Source organism: Shimwellia blattae DSM 4481 = NBRC 105725, assembly GCF_000262305.1.
Lineage (GTDB): Bacteria > Pseudomonadota > Gammaproteobacteria > Enterobacterales > Enterobacteriaceae > Shimwellia > Shimwellia blattae.
Map to the genome: position 1 here is coordinate 4,142,246 of NC_017910.1, position 16,480 is coordinate 4,158,725.

Sequence of the window (16,480 nt, forward strand, 5' to 3'; positions counted from 1 at the left end):
TGCGCTAAAAAAAACCTCTTCCACATCATTGGTCTGTGTGGTCAGAGGCAACGGATAACGGCCTGAGGGATCTACGGTGGCATACACTGAAAATGTTACCCCGTTATTCAGGCGCGGCAACCATATAGTAATGTTCAGGAAAACGCCAGTCTGTCAGAGAAAATAGCCCGCTAATAATGTCTGATTGCTGATTCTTTAACCGGTGCCGCCTGAAAACGGACTGTCATAAAACTGTCATATTCCTTACATTTTACTGTCACCAAACTGTCCTATTTTGCTCACCATAGGTTAAACCGATAAATCACGAACACCGAGCAGGAGACATTATGAAAGTTATGCGTACCACAGTCGCAACTGTTGTCGCCGCAACCCTATCCCTGAGCGCATTTGCCGCCCAGGCTGCCGCCAGCCTGACGGGGGCGGGGGCAACCTTCCCGGCGCCGGTGTATGCCAAATGGGCGGACTCCTACAACAAAAGCACCGGTAATAAAGTGAATTACCAGGGGATCGGTTCGTCCGGCGGTGTAAAACAGATCACGGCGAATACCGTGGATTTCGGCGCTTCTGATGCCCCGTTAAGCGATGAAAAACTTCAGCAGGAAGGGCTGTTCCAGTTCCCGACCGTTATCGGCGGGGTGGTACTGGCGGTGAACCTGCCGGGCTTTACCTCCGGTGAGCTTGTGCTGGACGGTAAAACCCTGGGCGATATTTACCTCGGCAAGATCAAAAAGTGGAATGATGACGCCATTGCGAAGCTGAACCCGGGCAAAACATTACCGGCCCAGAATATCGCGGTGGTACGCCGGGCAGATGGCTCCGGCACCTCTTATGTCTTTACCAGCTATCTGGCAAAGGTGAATGACGCGTGGAAAGCCAGTGTTGGCGCGGGCTCTACGGTGAACTGGCCTACCGGCCTTGGCGGCAAAGGGAACGACGGGGTCGCCGCGTTTGTACAGCGCCTGCCGGGCGCTATCGGTTATGTGGAGTATGCCTACGCCAAACAGAACAATCTGGCCTATACCAAACTTATCTCTGCCGACGGTAACGCCGTAAGCCCCACGGAAGAGAGCTTCTCTAACGCCGCCAGAGGCGCAGACTGGAGCAAAACCTTCGCCCAGGATCTGACCAACCAGAAAGGGGAGAATGTGTGGCCTATCACCTCGACCACTTTTATTCTGGTCCACAAAGAGCAGAAAAAACCGGAGCAGGGCATTGAAGTGCTGAAATTCTTCGACTGGGCCTATAAAGAAGGCACCACAGAGGCCCACAATCTGGATTACGCCACGCTCCCCGGCGAGGTTGTTGAACAGGTCCGGGCGGCATGGAAAACCAGTATTAAGGACAGCAGCGGTAAAGCGCTGTATTAATCGCAGGATCTTCACCGCCGGGCGGGTCGCACCCGGTCCGGCGGGCTTAACTGAAAGAGTAAATTATGGCGGTAACCAGGCCGGTATTACATTCCCCGGGTAAAAAAGGCGATATTATTTTCAGCGCGCTGGTGAGGCTGGCGGCGCTGATTGTGCTGCTTCTGCTGGGGGGCATTATTGTCTCCCTGCTCTTTTCCTCCTGGCCGAGCATTGAGAAGTTTGGCTTTGCGTTCCTGTGGACCAGAGAGTGGGATGCCCCTAACGATATCTTTGGTGCGCTGGTGCCGATTTACGGCACCCTGGTCACCTCCTTCATTGCCCTGCTGATAGCGGTGCCGGTGAGCTTCGGTATCGCCCTGTTTCTGACTGAGCTGGCCCCGGGCTGGCTGCGCCGCCCCCTGGGCACGGCCATTGAGCTGCTGGCGGCGATCCCCAGTATTGTGTACGGCATGTGGGGGCTGTTTATCTTCGCCCCGCTGTTTGCCACCTGGTTCCAGGAGCCGGTCGGTAATGTGCTGTCGGCCATTCCGCTGGTGGGCACGCTCTTTTCCGGCCCGGCGTTTGGTATCGGTATTCTGGCTGCCGGGGTGATCCTCGCCATTATGATAATCCCGTATATCGCCTCTGTTATGCGCGACGTGTTCGAGCAAACCCCGGTCATGATGAAAGAGTCCGCCTACGGGATCGGCTGCACCACCTGGGAGGTTATCTGGCGGATTGTGCTGCCCTACACCAAAAACGGGGTCATCGGCGGGGTGATGCTCGGCCTGGGGCGCGCGCTGGGCGAGACCATGGCGGTGACTTTTATCATCGGCAATACCTACCAGCTGGACAGCTTCTCGCTGTATATGCCGGGCAACAGTATCACCTCAGCGCTGGCTAACGAATTTGCTGAGGCGGAGTCCGGGCTGCATGTGGCGGCGCTGATGGAGCTGGGGCTGATTCTGTTTGTTATTACCTTTATCGTGCTGGCTATCTCTAAACTGATGATCCTGCGCCTGGCAAAAAATGAAGGGGCACGCTGATGGCAACGCTGGAAGTTTCTCATAACGATGCGCTGGCGGCCTCGCGGCGTAAAATGCAGGCCCGCCGCCGCCTGAAGAACCGCATCGCCCTGACCCTCTCCATGGCGACTATGGCGTTCGGGCTGTTCTGGCTGGTGTGGATCCTGTTTTCTACGGTCACCCGCGGTATGGACGGCATGTCCTGGGCGCTGTTTAGCGAAATGACCCCGCCGCCGAACACGGCAGGCGGTGGCCTGGCAAACGCCCTGGCCGGTAGCGGGTTGCTGATCCTCTGGGCAACCGTGATTGGCACGCCGCTGGGGATTATGGCCGGGGTCTACCTGGCGGAATATGGCCGCAAATCCTGGCTGGCGGAGGTTATCCGCTTTATTAACGATATTCTGCTGTCGGCGCCGTCTATTGTGGTGGGGCTGTTCGTTTACACCATTGTGGTGGCACGGATGCAGCACTTTTCCGGCTGGGCCGGGGTGATTGCCCTGGCGCTTTTGCAGATCCCGATTGTTATCCGCACCACGGAAAATATGCTGAAACTGGTGCCGGACAGCCTGCGTGAAGCGGCCTACGCACTGGGGACGCCGAAGTGGAAAATGATCTCGGCCATTACGCTTAAGGCGTCGGTCTCCGGGATCATGACCGGTGTGCTGCTGGCGGTGGCGCGTATCGCCGGGGAGACGGCTCCGCTGCTGTTTACGTCGCTCTCTAACCAGTTCTGGAGCACCGACATGATGCAGCCGCTGGCGAACCTGCCGGTGACCATTTTTAAATTTGCCATGAGCCCGTTTGCCGACTGGCAGGCGCTGGCCTGGGCCGGGGTGCTGATTATTACCCTGTGTGTTCTGTTACTGAATATTCTGGCGCGCGTTGTCTTTGCGCCCGGTAAGCACTAATTGATGACAGCGCGGCAGGACGCGGCGCCGCATGAGGAAGAAAACAGATGAGTACGGTTACAACAGTCCCCGGTAAAATTCAGGTCCGCAATCTGAACTTCTACTACGGCAAGTTTCACGCCCTGAAGAACATCAACCTGGATATTGCTGAGAACGAAGTCACGGCGTTTATCGGCCCTTCCGGTTGCGGTAAGTCTACCTTGCTGCGCACGTTTAATAAGATGTTTGCGCTCTACCCGGAGCAGCGCGCCGAAGGGGAGATTTTGCTGGATGGCGAAAACATCCTCACCCACGCCCAGGATATTGCGCTGCTGCGCGCCAAAGTGGGCATGGTGTTCCAGAAACCGACCCCGTTCCCGATGTCTATCTATGACAATATCGCCTTCGGGGTGCGTCTGTTTGAAAAACTCTCCCGGACGGATATGGATGAACGGGTACAGTGGGCGCTGACCAAAGCCGCACTGTGGGGGGAAACCAAAGATAAACTGCACCAGAGCGGGTACTCCCTGTCTGGCGGCCAGCAGCAGCGTCTGTGTATCGCCCGCGGGATAGCCATCCGCCCGGAGGTGCTGCTGCTGGATGAGCCCTGCTCGGCGCTGGATCCTATCTCTACCGGGCGCATTGAGGAGCTGATCACCGAGCTGAAGCAGGACTATACGGTGGTTATCGTGACCCACAATATGCAGCAGGCGGCCCGCTGCTCTGATCACACCGCGTTTATGTACCTGGGCGAGCTGGTGGAATACAGCAGCACGGATGAGCTGTTCACCCGGCCGAAGATGAAACAGACCGAAGATTATATTACCGGCCGCTACGGCTGATGCGGCGGATATCAGGAGAGCACAATGGACAATCTGAACCTTAATAAACATATCTCCGGCCAGTTCAACGCCGAGCTGGAGTATATCCGCACCCAGGTGATGACCATGGGGGGGCTGGTAGAGCAGCAACTGTCTGACGCGATCACCGCGATGCACAACCAGGACCGCGAGCTGGCGCAGCGGGTGGTGGAGGGGGATCAGCGGGTGAATATGATGGAGGTGGCCATTGATGAAGCCTGCGTGCGTATCATTGCCAAACGCCAGCCCACCGCCAGCGATCTGCGCCTGGTGATGGCGATAATCAAAACCATTGCCGAGCTTGAGCGCATCGGCGATGTGGCGGATAAAATTTGCCGCACCGCGCTGGAGAAATTCTCCCGGCAGCACCAGCCGCTGCTGGTCAGCCTTGAATCCCTGGGGCGCCACACGGTACAGATGCTGCACGACGTGCTGGACGCCTTTGCCCGCATGGATATCGACGAAGCGGTGCGCATCTACCGGGAGGATAAAAAAGTGGATCAGGAGTACGAAGGGATCGTGCGCCAGCTGATGACCTATATGATGGAAGATCCGCGCACCATTCCCAGTGTGCTTACCGCCCTGTTCTGTGCGCGATCGATTGAGCGCATCGGGGATCGCTGCCAGAACATCTGTGAATATATTTTCTACTTCGTGAAGGGCCAGGATTTCCGCCATGTTGGCGGCGATGAGCTGGACAAACTGCTGGCGGGTAAAGATCCCAAAGCGTAATGCGCGTATTGCCAGCGCGCAGTTAGCGGCCCCGTCACTGTCCTGGCGGGGCCGCTGGCGTTTTAACGGGTGATATTCCAGCCCCGCGCGGCCCACAGGGCAGGGAGCTGGGCTAAATCCGTAAAGGTGGTTACCCGGGGGTGGTCGATGGGCTTATTGTGGGGATCGGCACAGAAGTAAAACACCTCCATACCTGCGGCGATACCGGCCTGCGCCCCGGCCATGGAGTCGTCCACCAGAATGGCCTGCGCCGGGTCGACGTTCATTTCCCGGGCGGCGTGAAACATAATCGCCGGGTCCGGCTTCCAGCACTGGATGTCATAGCCGCTGTACAGGCGATCGGCAAAGTGCCCCAGCATGCCGGTTTTTCCCAGCGAATGCTGCATTTTGCTGACCGGGCCGTTAGAGACGATGCACATCGGCAGGGTGATGCGCCCGACCAGGCTTTGCGCGCCGGGGATCTCCTGAAGCTCGCTGTCGAACAGGCGGGCAACCTCCGCGCGGTAGGTGGGCTCCAGCTGCTCCCGGGTCAGATGGGTGCCGTGCTCTTCGTTAATGGTGTCGATGATTTCATAGAGCTTAATACCCTTGAAGCGTTTAAAAACCTCGTCGAGGTCGAGGGTGATCCCCGCTTCGGCAAACATATGCACATAGGCTTTAGAACAGATGACTTCACTGTCTACCAGCGTGCCATCACAATCAAAAAATACAGCCTCAATTTGGGACATGCGGTTTCCTGTTTATGTAAGTTGAACGTTTACTGTGACTGCTCCCCGCCCTGTCGGGCGAGGCTTCCCACTTCTTAGGCCGCAACCGTCTGTGTGACGGATTTACGCTGGCCTCCATGGGCAGAAACGACGAGTCCCGCCGCTTGTAATTCCAGTATGCCCTTGCGTTCGATGTTAAGCGCCGCGTTGATATCACGGTCATGTTCAACTCCACACTCCGGGCACTGCCATATACGCTTATGTAATGGCATTTCCGACATTTTGTGGCCGCAACAATGGCAGGTTTTCGAACTGGCAAACCATTGATCCAGCTTCACCAGATGCACGCCTTTCTCTGCTGCCTTGTATTCCAGTTTTGTAATGAACCCAGCCCATCCCGCATCGCCTATCGCACGAGCCAGATGGTGGTTTTTCATCATATTTGCCGCTTTCAGCGTCTCGACAATTACCGCTTGGTTTTCGTCAACAATTGCGCGAGATAACTTGTGCTGAAAATCGGCACGGGCATTGGCTACCCGTTCGTGAACTACCGCCAGTTGTATTCGGGCTTTACATCTGTTAGCGCTTCCCTTTTTCTTACGGGAAAGGGCCTTTTGCTTGCGGCGAAGATTGTGGCTGGCGTTGATAAGGTGGCGCGGATTGGCAATCTTATTGCCATCCGATTTGATAGCAAAATGCGCGAGCCCCATATCCAGCCCCGTTACGTTTGATATCAGTGCCGGCTTCTCTGGTGCTTCCATTCTGTCATCACAGAGCAGCGAGGCGTAGTATTTACCTGTTGTGCTGCGGCTCAGTGTGATACTTTTCAGCGTTCCCGTAATTTCACGATGTAAACGCGCTTCAATCGGTGCGATTTTCGGGATTTTTATCGCGCCATCAATGACTTTGATTCCGACACAATGATAGCTGGATTGTTTCCCGTGCTTACTTTTAAACGTGGGAAAACGGGCTTTCAATTGCGGATTGAAAAAGTTGGAGAAAGCCACGTCAAGGTTAATCACCGCCTGCTGCAACGCAATAGAATCATACTCTTTTAGCCATCCATATCTGCGGGATTTTTTCGCCACTGCAAGCAGTGGCTTGAGGTCTTTACGCGGGTTTAAATTTACGCGGTGCCGCTGGTAAACGTGTTTCTTGATATGCAGAGCTTTGTTGTACGCGAAACGAACCGCACCAAACTGAGCATTGAGATATTCAGTCTGTTCTGGTGTCGGGTAGATGCGTACTTTCGTTGCTCTTAACATAATCAGCGCTCATTGATATAATTCTTTAATTTTAACATGTTAGGTTAATATATCAATTGAGTAATCATGATGATTTACTGGAGGGATTCCTCCGCAAGCGGCACAGTGTCAGTAAACTGGTCGTGCATCTGATCTTTACGACAAAGTATCGACGCAAGCTATTTGACGGACAGATGATCGCTCAACTGCGTGACGCATTTGGCTCCGCTGCGACAAAACTTGAATGCGAAATTATTGAGGTGGACGGAGAGCCTGACTATGTGCATCTGCTGGTTGCTTACCCGCCCAAACTGGCGGTCAGTGTGATGGTCAACAATCTGAAATCAGTATCGTCGCGCCTGCTGCGGCAGCAAAACACACATTTACGGATGCAAAGTAAAACGGGGCTTTTGTGGTCGAGATCGTACTTTGTCTGTAGCACCGGAGGGGCAACGATTGAAACGCTCAGAGCCTACGTTCAGAGTCAGTCAACGCCTGATTGATCTGCGGGCTTTTCGCCTTATATCCCCGCCCGCATTGGGCGAGGGTTTACGGCGTTTTTGCTGCACGCAATCGATGCCGTAGCGGCAATTTCCATGAAAAAATGGCTGTTTACCCTGCCTGTCTGGCATTTTTTGCTATAGGATAGCGGCAAAAACCTCCCTTTGTCCGGAAAATGAGAATGAGCCAACAGACAGACACCCCGGCCAGCCACGGGCTCCTTGAGCGCACGTTCAGGCTTCGCGAGCACGGCACAACCATACGTACTGAGATTATCGCCGGGTTCACCACCTTTTTAACCATGGTCTATATCGTATTTGTGAACCCGCAAATCCTCGGGATTGCCGGTATGGACACCCAGGCGGTATTCGTGACCACCTGTCTGATTGCCGCAGCAGGCAGCATTCTGATGGGTGTGATTGCTAACTTACCGGTAGCGCTGGCCCCGGCAATGGGGCTGAATGCGTTCTTCGCCTTTGTGGTGGTCGGGGCAATGGGGCTCTCCTGGCAGATGGGCATGGGGGCCATTTTCTGGGGCGCCGTTGGCCTGTTTTTGCTGACGGTTTTCCGGATCCGCTACTGGATGATTGCCAATATCCCTCTGGGCCTGCGGGTTGGGATCACCAGCGGTATCGGGCTGTTTATCGGCATGATGGGGCTGAAAAACGCCGGTGTCATCGTCGCCAATAAAGACACCCTGGTTGCCGTGGGCAATCTCACCGACCACAGCGTGCTGCTGGGGGTTCTGGGCTTTTTTATCATTGCCATTCTCGCCTCGCGCAATATCCATGCGGCGGTACTGATCTCCATTGTGGTTACCACCCTGCTGGGCTGGGCGCTGGGCGACGTGCATTATAACGGGATCGTCTCTGCGCCGCCGAGCATTGCGCCGGTATTTGGCCAGGTCGATCTGGCGGGCTCGTTTAATCTGGGGCTGGCCGGGGTTATCTTCTCGTTTATGCTGGTTAACCTGTTCGACTCCTCCGGCACCCTGATTGGGGTAACCGATAAAGCGGGCCTGACCGATGAATCCGGTAAATTTCCGCGTATGCAGCAGGCGCTGTTTGTGGACAGCACCTCGTCGGTGGCCGGGGCGTTTATCGGCACCTCTTCGGTCACGGCGTATATTGAGTCCACTTCCGGGGTGTCGATTGGCGGGCGCACCGGGCTTACGGCGGTGGTTACCGGCTTGCTGTTCCTGCTGGTGATTTTCCTCTCTCCGCTGGCGGGGATGGTACCGGGCTATGCGGCCGCAGGGGCGCTGATTTATGTGGGCGTGCTGATGACCTCAAGCCTTGCCCGGGTGCAGTGGAACGACTTAACCGAAGCCGTACCGGCGTTTATTACCGCCGTGATGATGCCGTTCACCTTCTCGATTACCGAGGGGATCGCTCTGGGCTTTATTTCCTACTGCGTGATGAAAATCGGCACTGGCCGCCTGCGGGAGCTGAGCCCGTGCGTGGTGATTGTGGCGCTGCTGTTTATTCTGAAAATCGTATTTATTGACGGCCACTAAGGGCTCAGGCCACCAGCCGCCCGGGCTGGTGGCCTGCTGATCAGAAGTATTTCAGCCAGCGGCTACGCGGCCTGCTGGCTTTGAAGTTGGCGAATGTCTGAACCGGCTTTAACAGCAGCAGCGTCAGGATGAGCGTCATCATCCAGATCCTTCCCGGATGGTCCACCCCGTAAACATCTCCCTGGTTATGGCCCCAGAGCATAACCGCGCCCGCATAGAGCACCTTCAGGATATACAGATGCAGCAGGTAGAAGAACAGCGGTGCCGCGCCAAAGCAGGCGAGGTAGACCAGGTTCGGATCCTGCGGGTCGCTATCAAATGCGGCCAGGAGCAGGAACGCCACCCCGAGAGTCAGGCTACATAAGGCCAGGGAAGGGGGAATAGTGGTGAGGCTGAAGATACCCATCAGCGTTTCGCCCGGGTTTGCGCCACTGTGCCAGGGGGCGTCACCGTAGCCGTTAACCAGGCGCAGGGCGAAAAATACCGCCACCAGCACCAGGCCACTGCGGATAAGGTATTTGCGGCGTGTCTCCCGGGGGAGTGTGGTGAACCAGGGGCCAAGGCAGAAGCCCAGCGCCATGATGCCCGGCCAGGGGAGAAGCGGGTAAGCGATGTGTATCCGCAGGTGGTCACGGAGCGTTATCCAGCCGCCCTCGTGGAGTAGCGACCAGAGCGCCCCCGGGGCTGCGTGAAGGTGGCTCAGCAGGTTATGGCCACCGATCATAATTAATGCCAGTACCAGCCATACCCGGCGCGGCAGAAACAGCAGCACGCTCATTATCACCATACTCAGGCCCGTGGCCCAGAGCACCTGCAGGGTGATTTCCCGGGGCGGGAGGGCAAAGCTCCAGGCAGCATTGACCAGGGTGATATCCAGCACCATCAGAAACAGGCCGCGTGTGAATAAGTACCCGGCAGTCTGGCGGAGGCTGCCGGTTTTCTGGTGGTACAGGGCGGCAGAGAGCCCGGTTAACAGGACAAATACCGGGGCACACAGATACGCCAGCGCGTGGATGATAAACAGGCCCACAGAGGTGGTGGCGGGCGTCATCGGGTCGCTGAGCGGCATATGCTGGTAGAAAGTCTCACGTACGTGGTCAAGCAGCATCAGCAGCATGACCACGCCGCGCAATGCATCAACGGCAATCAGGCGCCGGGTAACCGGTGTGCTGGCACCCGGGGAAAACGCAGGAGGCATAATAGAGTCCGTGCTAAAAAGGGGATAAGAAAATAAATCTGAACGGTGGCCCGTAAATCAGCAGGTTACTGTGCGGGCGACCCCGCACAGTAGTATAGCGGTATTAATCTCTGACGCGCTGAATATAAGCAGCAAAGGCGGTGAGCTGGCCGGTCAGGTGGTCCAGGGTGCCCTGATCAACCACCACACCACGCTGGGTATCGACCTTATTCTGGATAACACCCCCCATAAACTCCGGCTTGTTCATCACCATCGCATCGAGGAAGACCAGGATCTGGCGCAGATGATACTGGCAGCGGGCGCCGCCAATGGCCCCCATGGAACTGGTCTGGATAAGTACCGGTTTACCGGCCAGGGGCTGATCCGGCAGACGGGAGAGCCAGTCAATGGCGTTTTTCAGCCCGCCCGGCACGGAGTAGTTATATTCCGGTGTCACGATAACCACACCGTCAGCGGCGCGGATCTGATCGGCCAGTGCGGTTACCGCTGCCGGAACGCCCTCATCCTGCTGCAGATCCGCGTCATAAAGCGGAATATCCCGAATCGAGGGCAGCGCTGAAACCTGCATTCCTGCCGGGGCAATCTGGGGTAAGGTTCTGGCAACCATGCCATTAAATGAGTCTTTGCGCAGACTACCCAGTAATGTGGCTACGCGTAACGTTTCAGACATAGAGACTCCTTGGTTGAAATCGCCGTTAAGTCATCGCTGGGGCACCTTCACTGCTGGCGTTGGGGATTTTGCGGTTATGCCAGTGGATCAGGGGGCCAGCGCTTTCTCTGTCGGCATGCTGGAAAAGCGCATTATCCGGCCTTCAGGGCTACGTAATCGCGCCTGAACATCAGGCAGATTACGCCAGCCGTGGCGATTATCAAACTCCCAGAGTGTTAATGCGTCGATAAGGCTGGTGGTGCTGACCGCCCACACCAGCACATCTTCAATGTCGCAGACCGCTTCAATACCCGGTACATAGCTGGCCCGCAGGCGCCCGGCCCCGGGGAACAGGCGGATATCGCTTCCGGCGCTGGCGCTACAGCCGGTGAGCTTATTGATACTGCAGCGCAGGGTCTCCAGCTGTAACCGCGCCTCCTGAGGATCGCGCTGATTGTTAATCCAGGTATTCTCGCTACTGCTGAACGGGTTACTGGTTGCGTCTGGCTGGTGGGCCAGCCGCCGGGAGGGGCGCTGAATAGCGATATCCAGCCCGCAGCGGCCACTGGGGGTTAAGGCGATACCGACAATATTCCCGGCGTAAGAGATGGAAAAGTCCGGCAGGGAGGGATCGGCAAAGCAGGGGCGACCGTGCTGATCGCTGATAATGTCAGGGAGTTTGCTGGTGCCATACAGCATGAACATCAGCTCCGCCAGCAGGGCGCGTGAGGCGATATACCGGGTGCTGCGGTGCTCAGGAAGGCTGCGGGCAAACTGGTGAACAGAGGCGGGGAGCCGTACTGAAGTCAGATTGTTGGGGTTAATAATTCCCCGTGCAAAATATGTCGCCATGTTGTCCTCCATGAATATGACTACTGCTTGCAAGATCCTCTGACGCTAACCGAAACGCTCCATGTGTTAACGGCTCGCGGAAACGGCATCATACCCGGATTAGCCGCTTATTTTTACTGGTCAAATGCTTCCGCAGGCCGCTAAAGTGTAAAGATACTTTTATCTGTTTGTTTTTAATTGATTTATTGACTTGTGAGGCAGTTCGCAAAATAGGCAAACAGTTTAATAACAATGATGTGTTGTTGTAACTGAATCGCCGATCAGTGGTGAATTATAGATAGCGGTAGCGAAATGTTGCAAATATGTGACGGTGAATTGTGGGGGGCAGGCCCCCCACAACCGGTTACTTCCCGATGCAAAAGCTGGAGAAAATCCGCCCCAGCAGATCGTCAGAGGTGAATGCGCCGGTGATCTCGCTCAGCGCCTGCTGGGCCTGGCGTAAGTCCTCTGCCAGCAGCTCCCCGGCGCGGGCGCCGAGCAACTGGTCTTTGCCCTGTTGCAAATGAACCGCGGCCAGCTCCAGTGCCTGAAGGTGGCGGCGGCGGGCCAGAAAGCCACCTTCCATGCTGGTTTCAAAGCCCATGCTCTGTTTCAGGTGGTCGCGCAGAATATCCACACCCTCCCCGGTCCGGGCGGAGAGTCGCACCAGTGAGTGACCATTTACTTCCGTCAGCCCCAGAGGTTCGCCGGTAATGTCGGCTTTGTTACGCACCACGGTCAGCGGTAGGGTATCCGGCAGGCGGGCGACAAAATCGGGCCAGATAGCCGCCGGGCTGGTGGCGTCTGTGGTGGTGCCATCCACCATAAACAGCACCCGGTCCGCCTGTTCAATCTCCTGCCAGGCCCGCTCGATACCGATACGCTCCACTTCGTCGCTGGCCTCGCGCAGCCCGGCGGTGTCGATGATATGCAGCGGCATCCCGTCAATGTGGATATGCTCACGCAGCACGTCACGGGTAGTCCCGGCGATATCGGTCACAATGGCGGCATCGCGGCCGGCCAGGGCGTTCAGCAGGCTGGATTTCCCGGCGTTCGGGCGCCCGGCAATCACCACTTTCATGCCTTCGCGCAGCAGGCTGCCCTGGCGCGCTTCGGCGCGTACCGTGTCCAGGCTTGCGATCACCGCGTTGAGCCCGGCTTCGATTTTGCCGTCAGACAGGAAGTCTATCTCCTCATCCGGGAAGTCGATCGCCGCTTCCACATAGATGCGCAGGTGAGTGAGTGCTTCCACTAATTCATTGACCCGGCCGGAGAATGCCCCCTGGAGCGAGTTCACCGCCGAGCGGGCTGCCTGCTCTGAGCTGGCGTCTATCAGATCGGCAATGGCCTCCGCCTGGGCGAGATCCAGCTTATCGTTGAGGAACGCCCGTTCGGAGAACTCCCCCGGGCGGGCAATACGCAGGCCGGGCAGGGTCAGGATACGTTTTAACAGCAGATCGAGGATCACCGGGCCGCCGTGGCCCTGTAGCTCAAGCACGTCTTCGCCCGTAAACGAGTTTGGCCCCGGGAACCACAGCGCAATCCCCTGATCCAGGGTGCTGCCGTCTGCGTCCCGGAAGGGAAGATAGTCGGCGTAGCGCGGTTTCGGGAGTTTACCGAGTACCGCCCGGGCGACGTCGCTGGCCTGTCGGCCGGAGACGCGCAGAATACCAACCCCGCCACGGCCGGGAGGCGTTGCCTGGGCAACGATAGTGTCGTTATGGCTCATGAGTATTTCTCTGCCTGAATAAGGTTAACTCTGGCGGCAGGCCCGCCGAAAACAAAGAAGGCGGTCATATGACCGCCTTCTTAACGCTGCGCTAACTGACTACGCTATCAGGATTTTTTCTCGCGGCTGTGCAGGCCACGTTTTTCCAGACCGCGGTAGATCAGCTGCTGCTGAATAATGGTCACCAGGTTGCTGACGATATAGTACAGCACCAGACCGGACGGGAACCACAGGAAGAACACCGTGAAGATAACCGGCATAAAGGTCATTATCTTCTGCTGCATCGGGTCCGTCACGGTGGTCGGCGACATCTTCTGAATGAAGAACATCGTCACACCCATCAGGATAGGCAGGATGTAGTACGGGTCCTGGGCGGACAGGTCATGGATCCACAGGGCGAACGGCGCGTGACGCAGTTCAACAGAGCCCATCAGCATGTAATACAGTGCCAGGAAGATAGGCATCTGAATCAGCAGCGGGAAGCAGCCACCCAGCGGGTTCACTTTTTCCGCTTTGTACATCGCCATCATTTCCTGGCTGATGCGCTGCTTGTCGTCACCTAAACGCTCACGCATGGCCTGAATCTTCGGCTGCAGCATGCGCATCTTCGCCATGGAGGTGTACTGCGCTTTGGTCAGCGGGTACATGATACCACGGACGATAAAGGTGATAACGATGATAGAGAAGCCCCAGTTACCCAGGAAGCTGTGGATAAACTTCAGCAGTTTAAACAGCGGCTGAGAGATAAACCACAGCCAGCCGTAGTCAACGGTCAGATCCAGGTGCGGCGCCACAGCGGCCATCTTGTCCTGAATTTCCGGGCCAACCCACAGGGTGCTGCTCAGCTGTGATGTCTGACCAGGCTGTACCAGTACCGGTGCGGATTTATAACCGATAGCGCCGACACCGTTACCCAGATTGACAGTGTAGAAGTTACTGGTGATGTCATCACGCGGAACCCACGCGGTGGCGAAGTACTGCTGCAGCATGGCAACCCAGCCGCCTTTAGAGGACAGGTTCAGGTTGTCGCCATCGGCAATGTTGTCGAATTTGTATTTTTCATACTTTTCGTCCGGCGTGGAGTACGCCGCACCACGGAAAGTATGCAGTGCAAAGTTGTTGCTGCCGGTATCGCGCTCGCCAGGCAGTTGCATGGTCTGCTTCAGCTGACCAAAGGCGGAGAGCTCCAGCGGCTTCGCCCCGGCGTTTTGTACGCTGTAGCCCACGTTCACCGCAAATTCACCGCGTTTCAGGGTGAAAGTTTTGGTGAAGGTGTTGCCGGCGGCGTCGGTGTAGCTCATCGGGATAGCCAGTTCATTCTGACCATCGGCCAGGGTGAAGGTATCTTGTGCCACGTTATACTGCGGGCGCGGGCCGTTTGCCGGGTTGTCCGGGCCATCACGACCAGTCAGGCCGCTTTGTGCCTGATAGATAAAGTCTGGCTTGGTTTCCAGCAGCTCAAACGGGCTGTCAGAACCCAGCGCTTTCGGATAGGTCAGCAGCAATGCCTGTTCGACATCACCACCACGGGTGTTGATAGTCAGCTCAAGGACGTCAGTTTTTACTGTAATAGTTTTGCCCTGACCACTGGCAGGAACGCCCTGGTCTGCGGAATTACCCGCGGAGGTCGTCGTAGTCTGCGTGCTCTGCTGGGCCTGTGGTTGTGGAGCGTGATCCTGCTCCCAGGCTTGCCAGATCATGAAAGACACGAACAACAAAGCGATGATAAGGAGATTGCGTTGCGAATCCATCGTTAGTGTTCTCTGGTATCAAAAGGTCCAGGCGGGACCGGGTCGTCACCACCAGGGTGTAAAGGGTGGCATTTTAATACGCGTTTCACTGTCAACCAACTGCCTTTTAGCACGCCAAACCTGCGCAATGCCTCAATTCCGTAGTGTGAACACGTTGGAGTGAAGCGGCAATGGGGTCCCAGAAGCGGACTGATACACTTTTGATATACCCGGATAAGGGCTATCAGGATCCGCGAGCCAGACGACAATGGCGACGCCATAGTTTGTCCAGTGCCTCAGTAAGCGCCTGATTGTCCAGGCCAGCAACCCCTTTCTTTGCCACCACCACGAAATCCATTGCCGGAAGCTCATGCTGACGCAAACGGAAACTTTCCCGCGTCAGACGTTTTATCCGGTTGCGTTCGTGGGCGCGTTTCACGTTTTTCTTGGCGACGGTAAGACCGATACGGGGATGCCCCAGCTCATTCTGGCGGCCGAGGATGGTAATGTGCGGCGAGCCAGCACGCATTGGCTGCTGGAAGACATATGTGAAATGAGTGGGAGTTAACAAACGTAACTCCCTGGGAAAAGCGAGCTTCACCACTCAGGGATTAGCTTATTACTTAGAAGCAACGGTCAGACGACTACGGCCTTTAGCACGACGACGTGCCAGAACCTGACGACCATTTTTGGTGGCCATACGAGCACGGAAGCCGTGAGAACGGTTGCGCTTCAGTACAGACGGTTGAAAAGTGCGTTTCATGGCGTTTCTACCTAAACTTGAATAAATTCACTGGGTTATGCATATATCTGTGCGAATAATCGCCTGACATACGACTCAGTGTGGCTGATTAAAGAGGCCGGATTGTAATAATTGTACACTCCGGAGTCAATTCACTTCCCCGATTTAACCTGGATATTTCAGGCAGTCGAACCCTCAGCAGACACAGAAATGTGCCGGCCTGGCAACCACAACCGCAACGCAGATTCCGGGGAGTACAACATACCAGCGTTCACCGCATAGCTATGCCGGGTGGGGAATTATAAGCACTCCTCGACAAAGCGCAAGGATCATCCGGGATCTTCCCCGGGATCGATACTGACTATTGTTATCCGGGATCATTAATTTTTCCAATATTCACCGGAAACGGTGCTGTTTTAGCCAGAGGATCGTTTACACTAAGTCGTTCCGATCCCGCCCTGTGGATAAATCGGGAAGAATCTGTGAGAAACAGAAGATCTCTGGCGAACTTTAGGCTATGATCCGCGGTCCCGATCATGCATCCCGGGGATCTTTTATGCGTCGGGGAAACCGTAGATAGCGGTTCGCACGCTACCCGGTCCGGGCTTGTCAGCGTGTGCCAACAATCATGAATAAATCTGTCTTCGTCATTTTATCGACTTTAGTTTGAGTGGAGTCCGCCGTGTCACTTTCGCTTTGGCAGCAGTGTCTTGCCCGATTGCAGGATGAGTTACCAGCCACAGAATTCAGTATGTGGATACGCCCCCTACAGGCGGAACTGAG

17 protein-coding genes are annotated in these 16,480 nt (G+C 56.1%); 7 read left to right on the plus strand and 10 right to left on the minus strand.

Annotation, left to right across the window (positions count from 1 at the left end; all coding sequences use genetic code 11):
* Positions 1-326: 326 nt before the first annotated feature.
* The 5 genes from pstS (at position 327) to phoU (ending at position 4,850) form a co-directional block, all read left to right on the plus strand.
* Complete coding sequence (pstS, locus tag EBL_RS19375; RefSeq protein WP_002443705.1) at positions 327-1,367, plus strand: phosphate ABC transporter substrate-binding protein PstS; 1,041 nt, start codon at positions 327-329, stop codon at positions 1,365-1,367.
* 65 nt (positions 1,368-1,432) lie between these two features.
* Positions 1,433-2,392 (plus strand): phosphate ABC transporter permease PstC, encoded by a 960-nt coding sequence (gene pstC / locus EBL_RS19380; RefSeq protein WP_002443707.1) that lies wholly within the window; start codon positions 1,433-1,435, stop codon positions 2,390-2,392.
* Complete coding sequence (gene pstA, locus EBL_RS19385; RefSeq protein ID WP_002443709.1) at positions 2,392-3,279, plus strand: phosphate ABC transporter permease PstA; 888 nt, start codon at positions 2,392-2,394, stop codon at positions 3,277-3,279. The genes pstC and pstA overlap by 1 nt, the downstream gene beginning before the upstream one ends.
* 47 nt (positions 3,280-3,326) lie before the next feature.
* Positions 3,327-4,100 carry a phosphate ABC transporter ATP-binding protein PstB gene (gene pstB, locus EBL_RS19390; protein WP_002443712.1) on the plus strand — a complete coding sequence of 258 codons (774 nt, stop codon included), beginning with the start codon at positions 3,327-3,329 and terminating at the stop codon, positions 4,098-4,100.
* 24 nt (positions 4,101-4,124) lie between these two features.
* Positions 4,125-4,850, plus strand: coding sequence for a phosphate signaling complex protein PhoU (gene phoU / locus EBL_RS19395; protein ID WP_002443714.1), 726 nt, complete (start codon positions 4,125-4,127; stop codon positions 4,848-4,850).
* A 62-nt stretch (positions 4,851-4,912) separates the two neighbouring features.
* Here phoU and yieH read toward each other — a convergent pair whose 3' ends face one another.
* Positions 4,913-5,578: a 6-phosphogluconate phosphatase gene (yieH, locus tag EBL_RS19400; protein ID WP_002443716.1), complete on the minus strand. Its 666-nt coding sequence runs from the start codon at positions 5,576-5,578 to the stop codon at positions 4,913-4,915.
* Positions 5,579-5,652: 74 nt separating this feature from the next.
* Complete coding sequence (locus tag EBL_RS19405) at positions 5,653-6,822, minus strand: RNA-guided endonuclease InsQ/TnpB family protein (RefSeq protein ID WP_002443718.1); 1,170 nt, start codon at positions 6,820-6,822, stop codon at positions 5,653-5,655.
* A gap of 56 nt (positions 6,823-6,878) precedes the next feature.
* Between EBL_RS19405 and tnpA the strand changes: the two genes are divergently transcribed.
* Together tnpA and EBL_RS19415 are read left to right on the plus strand one after the other, a co-directional pair.
* Positions 6,879-7,304: an IS200/IS605 family transposase gene (gene tnpA / locus EBL_RS19410; protein WP_002443719.1), complete on the plus strand. Its 426-nt coding sequence runs from the start codon at positions 6,879-6,881 to the stop codon at positions 7,302-7,304.
* 179 nt (positions 7,305-7,483) lie between these two features.
* Positions 7,484-8,818, plus strand: coding sequence for an NCS2 family permease (locus EBL_RS19415; protein ID WP_002443721.1), 1,335 nt, complete (start codon positions 7,484-7,486; stop codon positions 8,816-8,818).
* Positions 8,819-8,858: 40 nt separating this feature from the next.
* On the opposite strand, the gene EBL_RS19420 is transcribed toward EBL_RS19415, so the two are convergent.
* The 8 genes from EBL_RS19420 to rpmH all read right to left on the minus strand — a co-directional run bounded on the left by EBL_RS19420 (position 8,859) and on the right by rpmH (position 15,718).
* Positions 8,859-10,016 (minus strand): acetyltransferase domain-containing protein, encoded by a 1,158-nt coding sequence (locus EBL_RS19420; protein WP_002443723.1) that lies wholly within the window; start codon positions 10,014-10,016, stop codon positions 8,859-8,861.
* Positions 10,017-10,119: 103 nt separating this feature from the next.
* Positions 10,120-10,686 carry an NADPH-dependent FMN reductase gene (locus EBL_RS19425; protein WP_002443724.1) on the minus strand — a complete coding sequence of 189 codons (567 nt, stop codon included), beginning with the start codon at positions 10,684-10,686 and terminating at the stop codon, positions 10,120-10,122.
* An 87-nt stretch (positions 10,687-10,773) separates the two neighbouring features.
* Complete coding sequence (locus EBL_RS19430) at positions 10,774-11,517, minus strand: 4'-phosphopantetheinyl transferase family protein (protein WP_002443726.1); 744 nt, start codon at positions 11,515-11,517, stop codon at positions 10,774-10,776.
* Positions 11,518-11,860: 343 nt separating this feature from the next.
* Positions 11,861-13,225 carry a tRNA uridine-5-carboxymethylaminomethyl(34) synthesis GTPase MnmE gene (gene mnmE, locus EBL_RS19435; RefSeq protein ID WP_002443728.1) on the minus strand — a complete coding sequence of 455 codons (1,365 nt, stop codon included), beginning with the start codon at positions 13,223-13,225 and terminating at the stop codon, positions 11,861-11,863.
* Between the two features lie 107 nt (positions 13,226-13,332).
* Entirely contained in the window at positions 13,333-14,976 is a 1,644-nt protein-coding gene (gene yidC, locus EBL_RS19440) for a membrane protein insertase YidC (protein WP_002443730.1), read from the minus strand.
* Between the two features lie 2 nt (positions 14,977-14,978).
* Positions 14,979-15,236, minus strand: a complete 258-nt coding sequence (gene yidD, locus EBL_RS20225) for a membrane protein insertion efficiency factor YidD (protein WP_071840844.1) — start codon at positions 15,234-15,236, stop codon at positions 14,979-14,981.
* Positions 15,200-15,559 carry a ribonuclease P protein component gene (gene rnpA, locus EBL_RS20230; protein WP_002443732.1) on the minus strand — a complete coding sequence of 120 codons (360 nt, stop codon included), beginning with the start codon at positions 15,557-15,559 and terminating at the stop codon, positions 15,200-15,202. Before rnpA ends, yidD begins: the two co-directional genes overlap by 37 nt.
* A 15-nt stretch (positions 15,560-15,574) precedes the next feature.
* Positions 15,575-15,718: a 50S ribosomal protein L34 gene (gene rpmH, locus EBL_RS20235; RefSeq protein ID WP_002443734.1), complete on the minus strand. Its 144-nt coding sequence runs from the start codon at positions 15,716-15,718 to the stop codon at positions 15,575-15,577.
* Positions 15,719-16,480: the final 762 nt, after the last annotated feature.